This is a genomic window from Mycobacterium sp. 852002-10029_SCH5224772, assembly GCF_001667315.1.
In the GTDB taxonomy this organism is placed as follows: domain Bacteria; phylum Actinomycetota; class Actinomycetes; order Mycobacteriales; family Mycobacteriaceae; genus Mycobacterium.
The window spans coordinates 82,209-100,216 of record NZ_LZHT01000029.1; the positions used below are offsets into that span (position 1 = coordinate 82,209).

Consider the following 18,008-nt stretch of genomic DNA (forward strand, 5'->3'; position numbering starts at 1 on the left):
ACGATGGCGCTGGCGCTGTCGGGCTGCTCGCCGGCCATCAACGTGATTCCCGAAAACGGGCATAACGCGCGCATCGGTACGACCAGCGACATCAACCCGCACGATCCGGTCACCCTGCAGGACGGCGGCGACCTACGACTGGCGCTCACCGCCTTCCCGCCGAACTTCAACATCTTGCACATCGACGGCAATTCGGCCGAGGTCGCCGCCATGATGAAGGCCACCTTGCCGCGCGCCTTCGTCATCGGGCCGGACGGCTCGACAACGGTGGACACCAACTACTTCACCAGCGTCGAACTGACCGGCACCGCACCGCAAGTGGTGACCTACACGATCAACCCCGAGGCGGTGTGGTCGGACGGCACACCGATCACGTGGGAAGACATCGCCAGCCAGATCCACGCACTGAGCGGTGCCGACAAGAACTTCGAGATCGCCGGGCCCGCCGGCGCCGACCGCGTCGCCTCGGTGACCCGCGGCGTCGACGACCGGCAGGCCGTCATGATCTTCGCCAAGCCCTACGCTGAGTGGCGCGGCATGTTCGCCGGCAACGGAATGCTGCTGCCCAAGAGCATGACGGCCACCCCGGAGGCGTTCAACAAGGGCCAGCTCGACGGGCCGGGCCCGTCGTCCGGCCCGTTCATCGCATCGTCGCTGGACCGGACGACCCAGCGGATTGTGTTGAGCCGCAACCCGAAATGGTGGGGCTCGCGACCCCGTCTGGACAGCATCACCTACTTGGTGCTCGACGATGCCGCGCGGCTGCCGGCGCTGCAAAACAACACGATCGACGCAACCGGGGTCGGCACGATCGATCAACTGACCATCGCGGCGCGCACCAAGGGAATCACGATCCGGCGCGCCCCCGCCCCGGCCTGGTCTCACATCACCTTCAACGGAGCGCCGGGGTCGATCCTGTCCGACAAGGCGTTGCGGGTCGCGGTGTCCAAGGGCATCGATCGGCAGACCATCGCCGAGGTGGTGCAATACGGCCTCACCAGTGACCCGGTGGCATTGGGCAATCACATCTACGTCGCCGGGCAGAAGGGCTACCAGGACAACAGCGCGGTGGTTCCCTACGACCCGGCCGCGGCAAGACGCGAGCTTGACGCCTTGGGCTGGAAGCAGGTCGGCCAATTCCGGGAGAAGGACGGCCGCCAGCTGGTGATCCGTGATCTGTTCTATGACGCCCAAGGCAGCAGACAGTTCGCGCAGATCGCCCAGCACAGCCTCGCCCAGATCGGTGTCAAGCTCGAGCTTGTCGCCCGCGCGGGCAGCGGATTTTTCACCAACTACATCAACGTCGGTGCTTTCGATCTCGCCCAATTCGGTTGGCTCGGAGACGCTTTCCCGCTCTCGTCGCTGACCCAGATCTACAAATCCGATGGGGAGAGCAACTTCGGCAAGATCGGCAGCCCGCAGATCGACGCGGCCATTGAACGAACCCTGGAAGAACTCGACCCCGACAAGGCGCGGGTGCTTGCCAACGATCTCGACAATCTCATCTGGGCGGAGGGCTTCAGCGTTCCGCTCACCCAATCGCCCGGCGACATCGCGGTGCGCAGCACGCTGGCCAACTTCGGCGCGGCGGGCCTGGGCGACCTGAACTACACCGCTATCGGATTCACGCGGAGCTGAGCCGACGCAGCAGCCGAGTCGGCACCGGCAGCGCCCCTTCGGCGGCGGCCGCCGTTCCGATCAACTTCCACAGCAGACGCACCTCGGGCCGCGGCGGAAGCGCGTCCAGCGCCGACGCCCGGGCGGCGAGCCCATCCAGATCGCCACGCCGAACCGCGTCGGCCACGGCGAGCGCGACGGGCTCACGAAAATCCAGCGCGCTGTGCGCCATGCTGGGCAGGCTCACGAGCACCGCATGGGGCAGCAGCGACGCGACGCGATCGGCCACCGCAGGCGGGGTGATGAGATCACGTCCCCCGGAGAGCACCACGGCGGGCCAGCTGAAATTCGGCATTTCGGCGGGCAGGTCATAGGGCTCGTCCTCGAAAGTCACTCGCTGCGTGCGCGCTTCGCTTTCGGCCACCGAGGGATCCAGCGGCAGGCCGTCGGGTTGGGCCGCGTAGTCCAGCTCGCGGAACGCGATGCGGCTCACCAGATCTTCCTCATAACGGAACGGCAGGTTACTCAGGGTGGTGAACCGGGACAGCGTCCACCACAAGAGTTTCCGGCGTTCCAGCAGCAGGTCGAGTTGCCGTTCGAGCAGGTCGGCACCACCGTACCCGTAGATGGTCGCGACGACATGTGTCGCCGCAGGGGTCATGACACCGCCGTCGACGAGTTTGCGCATTTTCGGTGCCAGGGTGGCGGTTTCGGGGCTGTCGCCCCTGAGCAGCAGCCGGCGGATCGCCCGTCGCACGATCACGATGTCGTGCCGCGACAGCAGCGGCGAATCGAGCACCATTGCGTGTACGCGGCCGGGATGGCGCACACCGACTCCGGCCGCGATATAGGTGCCGTAGGACGCGCCATAGATGATGGCCGAGTCCGTGTGGGCGTCGTCGAGCACGGCCGCGACGTCGTCGACAACCTGATTCACGGTCATCGCCTGTGCGGGCAGATCGGCACCCGAATCGTCATGGCGCGACATCCCGACCCCGCGGTGTTCGATCATGATGACGTCGAGACCGGCCGCCGCCGCGCGCCGGCGCAGCCCCTTGTACATCTGCACCGACGCGACCCCCGGCCCGCCGGGGATGATGACCAGCGGGTGGGCGGACTTACGGCCGGTGCGCACGTAGTACAGATCGAACTCGTCGGCGCTGTGCGGCGAGATCGGCCGGCGTACGGCGCGCACGCCGGGCAATGCCGCCAACTTCTGCTGCACCCGGCTCCGCTTTGCGTTCATCGTCATTGGTGTCGGACCGCCATGGTCCCATTCTGCAGGCAAGGCGTCCCGGCAGCGCCGAGTCGTCAGACCGGCCGTATCGAGTGAGGTCAGCCGCCCGGGTTTAAGCGCTGAGATCGATGCGGTGCGCGCCCTGGACACCGTCGTAGCGGTCGGGACTGCAGGTGAGCACGATCACCTGCCCGTGCGTCCCGACGCTGTCGAACAACTGGCCCATCTTGGCCAGCCGGTCGGGGTCGGTGAAACCCAGTGCATCGTCGACGACCACCGGGACGGCGTCCTCCTTGGCGACCAGGGCGGCGCCGGCCAGCCGGGCCAGGATGCCGAGTTGCTCCTTGGCGCCGCCGGACAACGACTCGTAGGGCACCGTGATGCCGTTGAGCGTGCGGCTACGGATGCACAGGTCGCTGTCGATGTCGACCTCGAAACTGGGGCCGAACACCGGCCGGCCGAGCCGCTGCAGCTCCGCGCGGTAAGGCTCGACGTAGCGTCGCCGGGTGGTGTCGCGGTGGCGCGTCATGACCGAGCGCAGCAGCTGCGCGGCGCGGGCGCGCCCGCCGATCTGGCTGTGTTCGGTGGCGGCGTGCTCGAGTTCGGTTTCCGCGGCGTCCAGCTTGCCCTGGCGCCCCTCACTGCCGAATACGGAGAGTTCGATAGTGATCTCACGCAACGCGCGGGCGGCGTCTTCGTAGCGCTCGCGCAGCGACTCGGCTTCCTTTGTGGCCTCGGCCAATTCGGCGGCCACCGCGTCGGGGGACGCCGCCGCCAAGGCGTCGGCGAGCTCGGTCGCCCGTTGCCCCGCGGCCTGCTCGGCCCGCAACGCCGAGTCCGCCGATGCCGCCAGTTCCTCGTCGCTGACCGAGGCGCGCTCGGCGGCCAGCCGGCCCGCGGCCGCCTGTAGCTCGGCGCGTTGAGCTTCCACCGTGTTCTGCAGAACGGTTGCCCGGGTGGACAACTCGGCCAGCTTTGCGGCGGCGGTGGCGGCGGCCAGTCGGCGGGCCTCGCATTCGGTCGATGCGTCCGCGCGGCTCTGTCGGGCCGCGTCGAGTTCGGTGCGGGCAGCGCTGATGTCGGTGACAACGGGATCCGGCTCGACCGGGTGTTCGGCGCGTAGCTGCGCCAGGCGCAAGCGGAGCTCGTCGATCTGCTCGTCGCCGCGCAAACCGGCCAGGGTGGCGCTGAGCTGATCACGGGTGCTCTGCAGCTCGCGGCGACGCTGGTCGACCGATCGTGCGGCGGCGAGATCGGCCACCCCGGCGACCTCCAGCGCAGCGGCCATCTCCTGTTGTGCCGCAGCATGTTTCGCGTGGATGTCCAGCGTGGTCGCGCCCGGGTTGACCCGGGCGGTCAGGACGTCGGTAACCTCAACCACGGCAGACCCGGCGGCGGTGATCGACCAACTTTGCCCCGCCGCCAAGGAGATCCGTTCACCGTCGACCACCAGGTGAATGTCCGCCGCAGCGGTGAATTCGATTGCCGCAGACGTCAACGCCAACTGGTCGCCGGTACGATCGACCGCGGCGGCGGCGTCCTCGATTCGTCGCAGCAATTCCTCGGTGACGGTGATCGTGCTGAGCTCGGCGCGGATTCGCTCACACTCCCCCTCGATGGCATCGACCTTGGCCAGCCTGGCGCTCAACCGGTCGGCCTCCTCGCGGCCGGCCAACCGGTCGAGCGCGCACCGTGCGTCGTCGACGCGGGCGTGCAGGTCGGCAAGGACCTGGGTGGCCTGCTGCAGCACGGCGTCGCACGCTTCGGCCTCGGTTCGCGCCGCCGATTGCGCGGCCGCGGCCTCCTCGACGTTGGCTTCCGTCGCGGCGACGGCGCCGGCGCGGGTGTCGATTTCGGCCAGCAGCTGCACACGTCCGGCATGGGCGGCGGCCGCCGCGACGCTGCTCGCGTCCGCGGCCTCGGCGACCAGCTGGGCTTCGCGCCGCTGCGCGGTGAGCGCTGCGATCTTGTCGGCCGCTTCCTGCGCGGCCGCGACGCGCGGGCCGGCGGCGATGCGCCGCCGGGAGAAGTCGGCCACCTGCTCGGTCAAGATAGCGTGGCGGCCCACCCGATCGTCGACCTCGGCGACGGCGGCCGCGCACTCGGCGATCGCGGCCTCGGCGTCGGCCAGCCGGGCGATCGCGGCCGCCCACTGCCCCGTCGGGCGTCCGGTCGGGGTGAAATACCTTGCGTATTCGGCGTCGATGCGTTCGATCAGCAACGGCTCAGTGCCGCACAGCCCCCCGCTGTCACCGGCGGCGACATCGAGCGCGCGCGACAGCGCGTCACACCCGGACAAATCCACCGCGGCGGTCGACGCCGACTGCAACACGCGCTGGGCATGCCACAGGTCGCTGTCCACCGTCTCGGCCAGCATCGCCCGGACCCGTTCGTGGGCTTCGTCGCCGGTGAGCTGTTCGCGGCACGGCGTGATGACCGTCAGCTCCGTTTCGCACTTCTTGTGAAACCGCTTGCGATAGACGAAACGGTATGGGCCACAGCTGATTTCGGCGGACACCTCGGAGCCCACGTCGCTATGGGTGGGCTTGACCTGTTTGACTTCCTTCTTCGTCGAGCGATCGCGGGACTCCAGAAGAAGATCCAGGGCCTCGATCATCGATGACTTGCCGATCTCGTTGGCGCCGCACACCACCACGACGCCGTGGTCGGGGAATTCGATCTCCCGGTGCGAGATGCCGCGGTAGTTCGTCAGGATCAGCCGGTGCAGCTTCACGCCGCGCCCCGATCGGCGAGGCGCAGCAGCAGCGCCAGCGCGGCCTGCGCGTCGACGGCGGTGGCCGAATCGTCCTCGCGGGCCGTCACCACCAGCTCCTCGACCGCCGCGGCGGCGAATCCCCCGATGCCGAGATCGCTGAATTCGCCGTCGGCCGGGATCACCGCCAGCTCGGTATGCCGTTCCCACAGCCCCAGCCAGGCGAACAACCGCGCGTACTTGTCCAGGCAGGCGTCCAGCGCGGCGCGGTCGGTGACCGTCAACGAGCCGGTCAGCGCCAGGCGCACCACGGTTCGGTCCTTATCGGCCATCAGGTCCAGGTTCACGTCGAGGTCGGCGATGTCGCGGCCGGTGTCGACCTGCCGGTGCATCGTGACGAAGCGCCAGCATCCGACGTGCCGCGCGGTCACGGAGACGGCGCGCTGCGGGTCGGCCTCGTCGACGTCCACAACCAGGACGTGGCCCGGGTTGGATTCCACATCGTCGAAGTTGGTGACTTCCGGCGACCCGGAGTACCACACCCGGCCGGTGCTGCCGACCTGGGTCAGGGAGTGCTTGTCCCCCAAGGCCACATAGTGCACCGCGCCGCGGGACAGTGCGTCGTCGAGCTTGGCGAGCCGGATCAGCGAGGGCTTGTCCCGATCGGGGTCCAGGACGTCGACTCCGCCGTGCGCGACGAGGATCCGGGTGCCCGCGGCCGCGGGCAGGCCGTCCAGAACCTCGGCGACCAGGTCGGTAGTCGGCACCTTCGACCGCCACGGCGCGGCGACGATTTCCAGCCCGGGACGCACCTGATGTACCCCGGCACGGTCGAGCACCACCACGTTGTCGGGACACTCCGCGGTGAACAGCGCACTGGTGTACACCGATGAGGCATCCAGGGGATCGTGGTTACCCGGAAGCAGATACACCGGAATTCCGATGGCGCGCATGGCTTCCAAAGACTGGCCGATCACCTTCGGCGAAAGCTGGTTGTGCTCGAAGACGTCCCCCGACACGACGACGAACTCGGCGCCCACTTCCGCCGCGAGCGCACCCAGGCCGGCAACCGCGTCGCGGCGGGCCGCCGAATAGCGTGGCTGGGCGTCGCCGGCGAGGAAGTGGCGGGTCATGCCCAGCTGCCAGTCGGCGGTGTGCAGGAATCGCATGCCGGCGACCCCCTTTCGAACTGCGTGTTTACCGGGGCATCGCGAGTTTAGGTCTGTGCACCGACAAGACGCGGGACCTCGATCGGCAGGTCTTGGTGTGAGAAATCCGGCCAGATCCTGGAGTTCTTGATCGGCGGATCGAGTCCGGACCGATACCGACTCGAGGTCGCGGTCAGAAATCCTCGCGACCATGCCTCAGATGAGTTGCACCAGTGTGAATCAAGACCAGAGGCCTGCACAAGCCGCTGCAGTCAGTCTCGCATGCTGGTACTCGGGAACTGCCGCAATACCTGGAGATCAACCCGGTCGAGATGCCATGGCCGCACGCTTGGGCAGCGACGTAGGAGATGGCTGCGACACAAGCTAACTTGGCGGGTTCACAGGCCTGCCGGGATTCGGAAACGCCGGGTTCGTGTAGGCCGGCGTCTGTGGCTCATCGCCGGGAATCGGATTCATGGTTGGTGGTGGCCCGGACTCTGGCTCAGCTAATGGAGGCGGGGGTGCCCGGTGTTCGGGCGGTGGCGGCTTGGGCACCAAATAGTTCTTCCACGCGCCCGGTGGATTCGGTGCAGGGCCGATGGTGTTATCCGGCCAGCGCCATGAACAGCTACCGGAAGCACCCCCGAAATCGCCTGCGGGAATGGTCAACCCAAAACCCATGAAACTTCCGCCGATGGGGGCGTTGCCACCTGGACCGCCCATGTTCCATCCGCCGTATTCGCAGTGCCAGTGCGTGCTGTTCTCTTCGATAGGAAAATCGCAGTAGTACGTCGTGGCCCCCGCCTCGAAAGTACTTCCGCCAACACCGGGATAGTCGCACACGCCGGGACCCGGAAGGTTGCCGCCCGGCCCAGCCCAGGCTGCCGGCGAATTGAGGATTACCCAGAAGGTAACTCCCGGTGCCACAAGTAATCTAATTCCCGTGCGCAACGATTCTTTCACTGTAACGCCTTCTGGCTTCGGCAAATGGCAGCGCGTGCCTCGAGCGGGGGACTGCTATTCCAAGTTCTACAACGCCCGGGACAAATTCGCAGAGGAATTAGGATTCGTCCCCTTAGGCTGGTCCTGGCGGTCGGCGCCGAGACCGTGCTGCCAGTCGACCGACGTCTCCACTCGCTAGGCCTGCCGGATACAACCGAGCTCGGCCGCTTCGTCTGCCAACCAACCCCGGCCACCACCCCGAGAAACTGCTCGTCGACGACGCGGATGACGACGACTTGCCGCAGTCATTAATCTGATTGCTCGTGACTGGCCAGCGCACCTTGCTGTTGATGCGGCATGCGAAGTCCGACTACCCGGCCGGGGTCGCCGACCACGACCGGCCGCTGGCCCCACGCGGCATCCGGCAGGCCGGGCTCGCCGGCGATTGGTTGCGCACCAATGCGCCCGCCATCGACGGCGTGCTGTGCTCCACGGCGACACGCACCCGGGAGACGTTGCTCAACACCGGCATTGACGCGCCGGTGCGATACAGCGAGCGCCTCTACGCCAGCACCCCCGGCACGTTGATCGACGAGATCAACACGGTGGACGACGCCGTCGGCACGCTGCTGGTCATCGGGCACGAACCGACGATGTCGACACTGGCGCTGGGGCTCAGCGGTGCCGGGGACACGAATATCGGTGCCGCCGAACGAATTTCGGCCAAGTTCCCCACGTCGGCGATCGCGGTGCTCGCCGTGCCGTGCGCGTGGAAAAAGGTGGAACTCGGCGTGGCCACGCTCATCGGCTTCGAGGTGCCGCGATGAGCCTCGATCAGGAGTTGGTGGCCAGCGTCAGCTCCATCAGCTTGATGGCCTGCCCGCACGCATCGATACCCGGCGCCTGCGGGTTGACCCACCAGCCGACCACCCCGGCCGCATCGCTGGCCACGCCGCACGCGCCGTTGGCGTCGTCGGGACGCATCACGATTGAGTCGATCCCCGCGATCGGCCGCGACTCGACCTTGTACTTCAAGAACTCCGCGACCTTGCGCTCGTTACTCAGACTGCCCTGCTCGAACCAGAACCGGGTGATGTCGATCAGGCCGGCCGGATTGGCCGCCTGCCACCGGCAGATCGCGCCGACGAACGTGCTCTGGATGTCGAGCGGATCGGCGCCGACGGTCTTGGCCAGAATGTCGCTGGTCAAGACCTCACACTCCTTGAGCAGGTTCGGGTACTGCTGCTGGGAGTTGTTGTTGCGGGGCACGTTGCCGCCCGCCTTGACCGCGTTGCCCCCGATCGACCTGGAACACCCGGTCAGCGCCAGCAGCGCGGCCAGCAACACCGCTGCGGCGGCACGGGCAGTCGTCCTGCCCGGCGACCCGGCGCGCATCGAGGCCGTCATTTCGAGTTCGCAATCGACTGACGAGCCAGTTCTTTCGCGATGTCGCACGGCGGCGGGAACGGCTTCTGACTGAAGCTGATCGACCATTCGATGAAGTCGTCCTGAAACTGAATGCCTACTTCGCACAGCGAGTCACCCAGGTTGGGTTCGTTTCCGACGGCGATGAATCCGCCGTGGCCGTTGATGTTGATGTCGTCGACGCTGGCACGGGAGAGCTCCTCGGTCTTGCGTTCACGTCCGATCGGGCTACCGCGATACCAGGAGAAGGAGAAGTGGGGCCCGAGGATGCCGCCGCCGGCCAGCCACTGGCACCCGACGGAGTTGCGGGCGGTATTGATCAGTCCGGTCACCCTGGTGAGCTCCGCCACCGTCTGGTCGCTGATGCCGCCGCATTGCGGAAACATCGGCCCGTGGTTGCCTTGCCCTTTCTGCGGCGTCGACGACGCCGTCGCGCCGGGTTTGTTGCCGCCGGAATCGGAGCAGGCTGCCACCGCGGGAAACAGGATCGTCAATGCTGACGCCACAAGGGCCAGCGCCCTCGCGTTACGCCGCACCGCTACCCTGCTTCCGTTCCGCCCGCTGCTGGTCCACACGATGCACTGTAGCGGCAGCCCAGCGGGTCAACCACCGACGCGCCTGAGCAGGTATTTCGACGCCGCCAACGAGTGCGGTGCGCGCGTTGGCCATCCGGCGGTTGGCGGGGACGCCCGGCCCGACGGTGTGCGACAGTTACCCCATGCTCCTGGCACTGCTGCGCCAGTACATCCAGCCGTACCGGCGGCTGGTCGCGGTGCTGATGGTGCTGCAGCTGATCAGCAACCTCGCCTCGCTCTACCTGCCGACCGTCAATGCCGCCATCATCGACGAGGGCGTCGCCAAGGGCGACACCACCACGATCGTCAGGCTCGGCATGGTGATGCTCGGGGCCACCGGATTGCAGGTGTTGTGCTCGGTCGGCGCGGTCTATTTCGGCTCCCGGACCGGAATGGGGTTTGGTCGCGACCTGCGCGGGGCGGTGTTCGAACACGTCGTCACCTTTTCCGAGCGCGAGAGCGCCCGATTCGGCGCGCCGACATTGCTGACACGCAGCACCAACGACGTGCGCCAAATCCAGTACCTGGTCCAGATAACGGGCACCGTGCTGGTGACGGCCCCGATCATGTGCCTCGGCGGAATCGTCATGGCCATCCACCAAGAGGCGGCGCTGACGTGGCTGCTGCTGGTCAGCGTGCCGATCATGGCGGTGACCAATTACTGGGTGATGTCGCACATGCTGCCCCTGTTCCGCAGAATGCAGGGGCTGATCGACGGCATCAACCGGGTGATGCGGGACCAGCTGGCCGGTGTTCGGGTGGTCCGGGCGTTCGCCCGGGAAGGTTTCGAGCGTGACCGCTTCGCGCGAGCCAACACCGCGTTGTCGAATACCGCACTGACCGCGGGCAACTGGCAGGCGTTGATGCTGCCGGTGACCACGCTGACCATCAACGTGTCCAGCGTCGCACTGATCTGGTTCGGCGGGCTGCGCATCGATCGCGGCCAAATGCAGGTGGGCTCGTTGACCGCCTTCTTGGCGTACTTCACCCAGATCCTGATGGCGGTGTTGATGGCGACGATGACGTTGGTGGTGCTACCGCGCGCCGCGGTGTGCGCCGAACGGATTACCGAGGTGCTCTCCACCCGCCCGGCCGTCACCGACCCACCGAACCCGAAGTCTCCCCCGGGCCCGATCACCGGTGTGATCCGCCTGGACCGTGCGACTTTCACCTATCCGGGCGCCGACCGCCCAGTCCTGCAGGACATTTCGTTGACCGCCCGGCCCGGGACCACCACCGCGATCGTCGGCGGTACGGGTTCGGGAAAGTCGACGCTGGTCTCGCTGATCTGCCGGCTCTACGACGTCACCGGCGGAGCTGTCCTGGTCGACGGCATCGACGTCCGCGATTACCACACCGAGCGGCTGTGGTCGGCGATCGGCCTGGTCCCCCAGCGCGGCTACCTCTTTTCCGGAACGGTCGCCGACAACCTGCGTTACGGCGCCGCCCCGGGACAGGTCATCACCGAGGCGGATATGTGGGAGGCGTTACGGGTGGCCGACGCCGACGGGTTCGTGCGTGCACACGACGACGGGCTGCGCATGCGGGTGGCCCAGGGCGGCATCAACTTTTCCGGCGGGCAACGACAACGACTCGCCATCGCCCGGGCGGTGATACGTCACCCGGCCGTCTATCTGTTCGACGACTCGTTCGGCGCCCTCGATGTGCACACCGCCGCGCGGGTGCGCGCATCGTTGCAGCCGATATCGAGCCGGGCCACCGTCATTGTTGTCACCCAACGGGTTTCGACTGCCGCCCAGGCCGACCAGGTGATCGTCCTGGATGGTGGAAGGCTGGTCGGCGCCGGATCGCATGAGTCGCTGCTCACCGACTGCGCCACCTACGCGGAATTCGCCGATTCGCAAGCGGTGGGCGCCATGCCATCGGGTCGAATCCGGGGCACGCAATGACGCCGTCGACTCACGCCGCGACCCGCGGCGCGGCCCCGGCGCCGGCCGGGCGGTCTCGCGATTTCTGGGGTTCGGCCGCTCGCCTGGTGAAACAGCTTGCGCCGCAACGCAGGCTGAGCATCGCGGTGATCACGCTGGGCATCGTGGGCACGGCGATCGGCGTAATCGTTCCGCGGATCCTCGGCCATGCCACCGATTTGCTGTTCAACGGCGTCATCGGCCGCCAGCTCCCCGCCGGCATCAGCAAGGCGCAGGCCGTCGCCGCCGCGCGCAGCCGGGGTGCGGACACCTTCGCCGACCTGCTGTCCGGGATGAACGTGGTGCCGGGCCACGGTGTGGACTTCGACGCGGTCGCACGAACGCTGACGCTGGCGCTGGTCTTCTATCTCGTTTCCTCGGTGTTGATCTGGGCGCAGGCCCGGCTGCTCAACCTCACCGTGCAGCGCACCATGGTGGCGCTGCGCCGCGATGTCGAGGACAAGATCCACCGGTTGCCGTTGTCGTACTTCGACGGACGCCAGCGCGGCGAACTGCTCAGCCGGGTCACCAACGACATCGACAACGTCCAATCGTCACTGTCGATGACGATCAGCCAGCTGCTGACGTCGGTTCTCACCGTGGTTGCGGTGCTGGCGATGATGCTGTCCATCTCGCCGCTGCTGGTCGGGATCACCGTGCTGACGGTGCCGCTGTCACTGCTGGCGACGCGGGCGATCGTGCGGCATTCTCAGCGCCTGTTCCTCGCCCAGTGGACGAGCATCGGACGCCTCAACGCCCATCTCGAAGAGACCTACAGCGGGTTCACCGTGGTCAAGACCTTCGGTCACCAGGCCGCCGCCCGCGAGCAGTTCCGCACCCTCAACGACGACGTCTACCAGTCCAGTTTCGGCGCCCAGTTCTTCTCCGGGCTGGTGGCACCCGCGACGACGTTCATCGGCAACCTCGGCTACGTCGCCGTCGCCGTGGTGGGCGGCCTGCAGGTGGCCACCGGGCACATCACGCTGGGCAACATCCAGGCTTTCATTCAATATGTCCGGCAATTCAATTCGCCACTGAGCCAACTGGCCGGGATGTACAACACCCTGCAATCCGGGGTGGCCAGCGCCGAGCGGGTCTTCGCCCTGCTCGACGAGCCCGAAGAACCGCCGGACCCCGAGCCCGCGACGCGGCCCTCGCCCACCGGCACGGCCCCGCGGCCCGGTGGGCGCGTCGAATTCGTGCACGTCAGCTTCGCCTACCGGCCGGGCGCCCCAGTGATTGAAGACCTGTCGCTGGTGGTCGAACCGGGCAGCACGGTGGCGATCGTCGGACCGACCGGGGCCGGCAAGACCACGCTGGTGAACCTGCTGATGAGGTTCTATGACGTGGACGCCGGCCAGATCCTCATCGACGGGGTCGATATCACCACGATCGACCGGCATTCGCTGCGGTCGCGGATCGGCATGGTGCTGCAGGACACCTGGCTCTTCGACGGGACGATCGCGGAGAACATCGCCTACGGACGCCCCGAGGCCCGCGACGACGAGGTGGTAGCGGCCGCCGAGGCGGCCTACGTCGACCGGTTCGTACGGTCCTTGCCGGCCGGTTACCACACCCGGGTCAGCGGCGACGGCGCCAACATCAGCGCCGGCGAAAAGCAACTCCTCACCATCGCGCGGGCGTTTCTCGCCCGCCCGCAGCTGCTGATCCTCGACGAGGCGACCAGCTCGGTCGATACCCGCACCGAATCCCTCATCCAGCACGCCATGTGTGATCTACGCCGCGACCGGACGAGTTTCATTATCGCGCACCGGCTTTCGACCATCCGCGATGCCGACCGGATCCTGGTGGTCGAGGCCGGCCGGATCGTCGAACAAGGCAACCACGCCGAACTGCTGGCCCGGCGCGGCGCCTATTACGCGATGACCCGGGCCTGACACCGAAAGCATCTGGCGCAGGTCAAGCGCGGCGATTGTGGCCGTTATCGTGCGCCGGGACGGGTGTGCGCTTACCGTCATGATTGCTCAGTCACGGGTCGCGATCGTGCGTCCGCCCACAACGCCGGCAGTAGGACCGGCGGGGCCGGGGTCGGGTTGGAAGGATGAGGAATGAGCGACGAGCAGGCCTCACGGGCGGGGTCGATGTTCGGCCCCTACCACCTGAAGCGGCTGCTGGGCCGCGGTGGAATGGGTGAGGTCTACGAGGCCGAACACACCGTCAAGGAGTGGACCGTGGCGGTCAAGCTTCTCTCCGAAACCTTCAGCCGAGACCCGGTCTTTCGCGAGCGGATGAAACGCGAAGCCCGCACCGCGGGCCGTTTGCAGGAACCCCACGTGGTGCCCGTACACGACTACGGAGAAATCGACGGCCAGATCTTTTTGGAGATGCGTTTGATCGAGGGCACCGACCTGGACAGCGTGCTCAGACGCTTCGGCCCGCTTCCCCCGCCGCGCGCGGTCGCCATCATCACCCAGGTCGCCTCCGCACTCGATGCCGCCCACGCCGCCGGGGTCATGCACCGTGACGTCAAACCGCAAAACATCCTGGTCACCAGCGACGACTTCGCCTACCTCGTCGACTTTGGCATCGCCAGCGCCACCACCGACGAAAAACTCACCCAACTCGGCACCGCGGTCGGCACCTGGAAATACATGGCGCCAGAACGGTTTTCCGACGCCGAAGTCACCTACCGCGCCGACATCTACGCCCTGGCGTGCGTGTTGTTCGAGTGCCTGACCGGGTCCCCGCCCTACCGTGCCGACAGCGCCGGCGTGCTGGTCTCCGCTCACCTGATGGAGCCCATACCGGCGCCCAGTCAGCGGCGCCCGGATATCCCCAAAGCCTTCGATGCGGTGATCGCCCGCGGCATGGCCAAAAAGCCTGAGGACCGCTACGCGAGCGCGGGTGACCTCGCGCGGGCCGCCAAGGAAGCGCTGAGCAACCCCGACCAAGACCGCGCCGCCACCATCTTGCGCCGCAGCCAAGACGCCGCGCTGCCGAGGCCCGACCATCCCGACCCCCGGCTGAACACCGCACCGGCGCCTCCCCAGCCGTATCAACCCGCTTTCAACACCCCACCGCCGTCGCCGTTCGCGGCACCGTATTACCAAGGCGGCAACGCCAACTGGGGCGGCCCGCCACCGCAGTTCGCCCCCTCGACGCCCTGGGGCCGGCCCCCACCCAAACCGCACCGCAACGTCTGGCCCGTCGTCGCGGCCGTCGCCGTGGTGGTCGTTCTCATCGCGAGCGGGGTGAGCGTCTGGCTCGTCATGCGGCCCAATCCGGAGCCGCCGCCTGCCGAACCCTTGGGGGCGGAGCGTCTCAGCGCCCTGCTGCTCCCTCCGTCCGACATCAATGCCGTGATGGGCTCATCGACGATGCAGCCGGGCAAACCCATTACGTCGACTGACAGTTCGTCGGTGACGGTGTCGGTGCCCGACTGCCAGGGTGCGCTCTACACGACCCAAGATCCGGTGTACGCGGGCACCGGTTACACATCGGTGAACGGGCTGGTGTCCTCCGAGCCGGGCGACAACTACGACCACTGGGTCAACCAGGCCGTCGTGCTGTTCCCGTCCGCCGACAAGGCCAAGAGCTTCCTGCAGACCTCGGTCGAGAAGTGGAAAGGCTGCGCCGAAAAGACGGTGACCGTCACGAACAAGACCAAGACCTATCGGTGGACGTTCGCTCAGGTTCAGGGCACTCCGCCGAAAATCACGCTGATGGACAGCCAGGAAGGCGCCGACGGCTGGGAGTGCCAGCGTGCACTGAGCGTGGCCAACAACGTGATCGTCGACATCAACGCGTGCGGGTACCGCATCAGCGATCAAGGCGGCCGGATCGCGGACAAGATCGTCGCCAAAATCGACAACGAGTAGCCGGGCTCTTACGCGCCAATGCCGTTGGAGCGCTGCGACATTGCTACGACGGCAGATCGGGACCCTGCGCGCGCAGGTCGTCGACTGCCGTCATCGCGTCGCGCAATTTGGCCAGCCACTCCTCGGCATGTTCACCGACCAGCTTCACCGACCACGCCAGCGCGTCGGCGCGTGACCGGGCGACACCGGCATCGACCAACGTGTCGAGTACCTGGCGTTCCGGTTGCTTGAGCCGGGTCATGACCGGTACTGCGATGTGGGTGAACAGGATTCGCTCTGTACCCGTTGCGGAGGCGACCTCGACCCCCCAGGAAACCTTGCGTCCGTAGCGATCCTGAGCTTCGTCGGCGATATGCATGCGCTCGGACCGCGTTTCCTCGCGGAATCGTGACGCGCGCCCGGCCGCGCGGGCCTCGCTCTCTTCACTTTCGGAGTTCGCCGCGTCCGCGAGCTTTCCGACGACGGTGATCTCTTCGCGGTCGACGGTCACCGTGGGGTCGCCGTCGAACCACTTTTCGGGAAGACGCCCGGCGAACCATTCCGCGGCGTCACTGGCGTCGGGCTGCTGGGCTTGCTGCCAGCCTCCGGGGCGGCCGTATCGCCGCCCGTGTGCATGATGGGCTTTCATGATTACATAATTACACCGTTGCACTAGTTACGGAACCCTGTTCACCGGCAGCGAAAAGACGGCCGGCACCGATCTCATCCCTGACCCGGAAACCCGTTGATCCGGGCTGTTCGACGGCGTATTTTGGGTGACGAAGCAGGCCCGGGAAGCGACCGATTCGAAGTGCCGGAACACGGGGTAGGAATCCGGCCGCGTAGGACACGCGTAAGACGGAGTCAGACGCCCCCAGGAGGCGCACCGGGCCTGCCCATATCGACAGACGCCACCCATTCGCCGCGCCAGCGGCGGTCAGTCGCCGCCGTCGCCCCGCCGGATGCGAAACAGCTTGACCTCGCCCTTGATGCCCTTGAGTCGGCGGGCACCGGCGAACGACCCCGAAAACTCACCGCGCTCCCCGATGACGTCCCACACCGAATCCGCCACCACGACCGTGCCCGGGCGCGCCACGCTGGTGACACGGCTCGCCACGTTGACCGGGCTGCCGAACCAATCGCCGGCCCGGCTCACCGCCATGCCGGAGGCCACCCCCGCCCGCAACCGGGGAAAGTCGTTGTCGGAATCGACCGCATCGACGAGCTTCACGACCACATCGAGCAACGGATGCGGGTCGGAGCACACGAACATCACCGCGTCGCCGATGGTCTTGATGAAACGCACCGGAGGAACGGTCATGTCGCGGGCGAGGATGGCCAGCCGGTTGGCCAGGTGCCCCAGCTCTTCGGGCGTGACCGCCTCGCCTATTCGAGTGAATCCGACCAGGTCGGCGAAGGCAACGCTGATCTGGCGCGCCCCCGGGAGCGGCTTGCCGGCGGCGCGCTCCGCGGCGTTGACCGCTTCGGTCTCCATCATGTGGCGCAGCTGCATGAACAACATGTGCTGGATCATCGGGCCGAGCATGGGCGCGATTTCGGTCACCAAAGCCTTTGAGGCCTGCGCGATTTCGAGCTCAGTGGCACCCGGGCGCATGATCGCCGACAGCGCGGAGTACCTCATGACTTCGGCGGTCCGAGACAGACCTTCGGCCAGCACCTGGACCACCAGAATTACGTGCTCGGGATCCAGTCCCACCTCGACGAAACGCTGGCTGAAGGCGGCGGCCTCACCGTCGGCGCGCATGTGAACAGCCGCGTCGGGGTCGTCGACCCGGACCAGGCCGATGGCGCGCTGCACTCGCTGCAGCAGCCCCAGGTCGATGCCGTGGGTCTCGCTGATCTCCCGGGTCGACACGTACGTGCCATCGTCTCCGATGATGTGGCGGGTGGCCAGCAACAGAGGCGGATTTGTCGTCCGGATCTCCTCGGCGGTGATGCCCTGCTCGAGCAGCCACTTCACGAGCTCGGCCCGTTCCGTGCGCGCCGTGCCCTCCAGCCCTTCGAGCAGGTCGTCGATGGTGTGGTCGTCCCGGTCGTGCACGTCGCCAACGTACAACGCCGGCACGCCATGATGTGAGGGATGAGCACACCCCTGCTGCGGGGATTCCCGCCGATCATCGACGAGCGCGTCACAACGCTGATCCTGGGCTCGTTTCCCAGTACGCAATCACTGGTGGCGGGCCAGTACTACGCCAATCCGCGCAATGCGTTCTGGACGATCACCGGTGAGCTTTTCGGCTTCGAGGCGACCGCGCCCTACGACCGGCGTCTGGCGGAACTGCAATCCCACGGAATCGCCCTCTGGGATGTGCTGCACACGTGCCGGCGCAGCGGCAGCGCCGACGCGGCGATCGATCCGAAGACTCTGGTGGTCAACGATTTCGGCGAGCTGTTTGCCGACTACCCCGGCATCACGGCGGTGTACTTCAACGGCGTCAAGGCCGCCGAGCTGTACCGCAGGCTGGCGTCAGCACCCGAAGAGATCCAGTACCACCGGCTGCCGTCGACCAGCCCGGCCCGCGCGATGCGGCCTGGTGACAAGCTCGCGGCGTGGGCCAGGGCTTTAGGCGCGGGCGCTTGACCC

The 18,008-nt window shown here is 67.1% G+C and carries 13 protein-coding genes; 6 read left to right on the forward strand and 7 right to left on the reverse strand.

Annotated features, from left to right (window positions below; genetic code table 11):
• Window positions 1–3: 3 nt before the first annotated feature.
• A complete protein-coding gene (locus A5775_RS07390) occupies window positions 4–1,638 on the forward strand; it encodes an ABC transporter family substrate-binding protein (RefSeq protein WP_067249955.1) in 1,635 nt (544 codons plus the stop codon).
• On the opposite strand, the gene A5775_RS07395 is transcribed toward A5775_RS07390, so the two are convergent.
• From A5775_RS07395 to A5775_RS07405, 3 genes are all read right to left on the reverse strand, one after another.
• Entirely contained in the window at window positions 1,625–2,869 is a 1,245-nt protein-coding gene (locus tag A5775_RS07395; protein WP_067249959.1) for an alpha/beta hydrolase, read from the reverse strand. The genes A5775_RS07390 and A5775_RS07395 overlap by 14 nt on opposite strands.
• Before the next feature lie 97 nt (window positions 2,870–2,966).
• Complete coding sequence (locus tag A5775_RS07400; protein ID WP_067249962.1) at window positions 2,967–5,588, reverse strand: AAA family ATPase; 2,622 nt, start codon at window positions 5,586–5,588, stop codon at window positions 2,967–2,969.
• Window positions 5,585–6,736, reverse strand: coding sequence for an exonuclease SbcCD subunit D (locus tag A5775_RS07405; protein ID WP_067249964.1), 1,152 nt, complete (start codon window positions 6,734–6,736; stop codon window positions 5,585–5,587). The genes A5775_RS07400 and A5775_RS07405 overlap by 4 nt, the downstream gene beginning before the upstream one ends.
• A gap of 1,244 nt (window positions 6,737–7,980) precedes the next feature.
• Here A5775_RS07405 and A5775_RS07410 point away from each other — a divergent pair.
• Window positions 7,981–8,484 carry a histidine phosphatase family protein gene (locus A5775_RS07410; RefSeq protein WP_067249967.1) on the forward strand — a complete coding sequence of 168 codons (504 nt, stop codon included), beginning with the start codon at window positions 7,981–7,983 and terminating at the stop codon, window positions 8,482–8,484.
• Between the two features lie 7 nt (window positions 8,485–8,491).
• Here the strand turns inward: A5775_RS07410 and A5775_RS07415 are convergent, their stop codons facing one another.
• Together A5775_RS07415 and A5775_RS07420 are read right to left on the reverse strand one after the other, a co-directional pair.
• Window positions 8,492–9,064, reverse strand: coding sequence for a DUF3558 domain-containing protein (locus A5775_RS07415; RefSeq protein WP_156660599.1), 573 nt, complete (start codon window positions 9,062–9,064; stop codon window positions 8,492–8,494).
• A complete protein-coding gene (locus tag A5775_RS07420) occupies window positions 9,061–9,618 on the reverse strand; it encodes a DUF3558 domain-containing protein (RefSeq protein ID WP_067250048.1) in 558 nt (185 codons plus the stop codon). The genes A5775_RS07415 and A5775_RS07420 overlap by 4 nt, the downstream gene beginning before the upstream one ends.
• A 182-nt stretch (window positions 9,619–9,800) precedes the next feature.
• Between A5775_RS07420 and A5775_RS07425 the strand changes: the two genes are divergently transcribed.
• The 3 genes from A5775_RS07425 to A5775_RS07435 all read left to right on the forward strand — a co-directional run bounded on the left by A5775_RS07425 (window position 9,801) and on the right by A5775_RS07435 (window position 15,424).
• Complete coding sequence (locus A5775_RS07425) at window positions 9,801–11,567, forward strand: ABC transporter ATP-binding protein (protein ID WP_067250055.1); 1,767 nt, start codon at window positions 9,801–9,803, stop codon at window positions 11,565–11,567.
• Window positions 11,564–13,483, forward strand: coding sequence for an ABC transporter ATP-binding protein (locus A5775_RS07430; RefSeq protein WP_067249971.1), 1,920 nt, complete (start codon window positions 11,564–11,566; stop codon window positions 13,481–13,483). The genes A5775_RS07425 and A5775_RS07430 overlap by 4 nt, the downstream gene beginning before the upstream one ends.
• 171 nt (window positions 13,484–13,654) lie before the next feature.
• A complete protein-coding gene (locus A5775_RS07435; protein WP_067249973.1) occupies window positions 13,655–15,424 on the forward strand; it encodes a serine/threonine-protein kinase PknH/PknJ in 1,770 nt (589 codons plus the stop codon).
• Between the two features lie 43 nt (window positions 15,425–15,467).
• Here the strand turns inward: A5775_RS07435 and A5775_RS07440 are convergent, their stop codons facing one another.
• Window positions 15,468–16,052 carry a hypothetical protein gene (locus A5775_RS07440; RefSeq protein ID WP_067249976.1) on the reverse strand — a complete coding sequence of 195 codons (585 nt, stop codon included), beginning with the start codon at window positions 16,050–16,052 and terminating at the stop codon, window positions 15,468–15,470.
• Window positions 16,053–16,340: 288 nt separating this feature from the next.
• Window positions 16,341–17,465 (reverse strand): adenylate/guanylate cyclase domain-containing protein, encoded by a 1,125-nt coding sequence (locus A5775_RS07445; RefSeq protein ID WP_067250058.1) that lies wholly within the window; start codon window positions 17,463–17,465, stop codon window positions 16,341–16,343.
• Window positions 17,466–17,504: 39 nt separating this feature from the next.
• On the opposite strand from A5775_RS07445, the gene A5775_RS07450 reads away from it, so the two are divergent.
• Entirely contained in the window at window positions 17,505–18,005 is a 501-nt protein-coding gene (locus A5775_RS07450; protein WP_067249980.1) for a DNA-deoxyinosine glycosylase, read from the forward strand.
• Window positions 18,006–18,008 lie beyond the last annotated feature (3 nt).

Coding starts and splice junctions, on each gene's coding strand:
- A5775_RS07390 (WP_067249955.1), top strand. CDS start 4: ATGGCGCTGGCGCTGTCGGGCTGCTCGCCGGCCATCAACGTGATTCCC.
- A5775_RS07395 (WP_067249959.1), bottom strand. CDS start 2,869: ATGACGATGAACGCAAAGCGGAGCCGGGTGCAGCAGAAGTTGGCGGCA.
- A5775_RS07405 (WP_067249964.1), bottom strand. CDS start 6,736: ATGCGATTCCTGCACACCGCCGACTGGCAGCTGGGCATGACCCGCCAC.
- A5775_RS07415 (WP_156660599.1), bottom strand. CDS start 9,064: ATGACGGCCTCGATGCGCGCCGGGTCGCCGGGCAGGACGACTGCCCGT.
- A5775_RS07425 (WP_067250055.1), top strand. CDS start 9,801: ATGCTCCTGGCACTGCTGCGCCAGTACATCCAGCCGTACCGGCGGCTG.
- A5775_RS07430 (WP_067249971.1), top strand. CDS start 11,564: ATGACGCCGTCGACTCACGCCGCGACCCGCGGCGCGGCCCCGGCGCCG.
- A5775_RS07435 (WP_067249973.1), top strand. CDS start 13,655: ATGAGCGACGAGCAGGCCTCACGGGCGGGGTCGATGTTCGGCCCCTAC.
- A5775_RS07440 (WP_067249976.1), bottom strand. CDS start 16,052: ATGAAAGCCCATCATGCACACGGGCGGCGATACGGCCGCCCCGGAGGC.
- A5775_RS07450 (WP_067249980.1), top strand. CDS start 17,505: ATGAGCACACCCCTGCTGCGGGGATTCCCGCCGATCATCGACGAGCGC.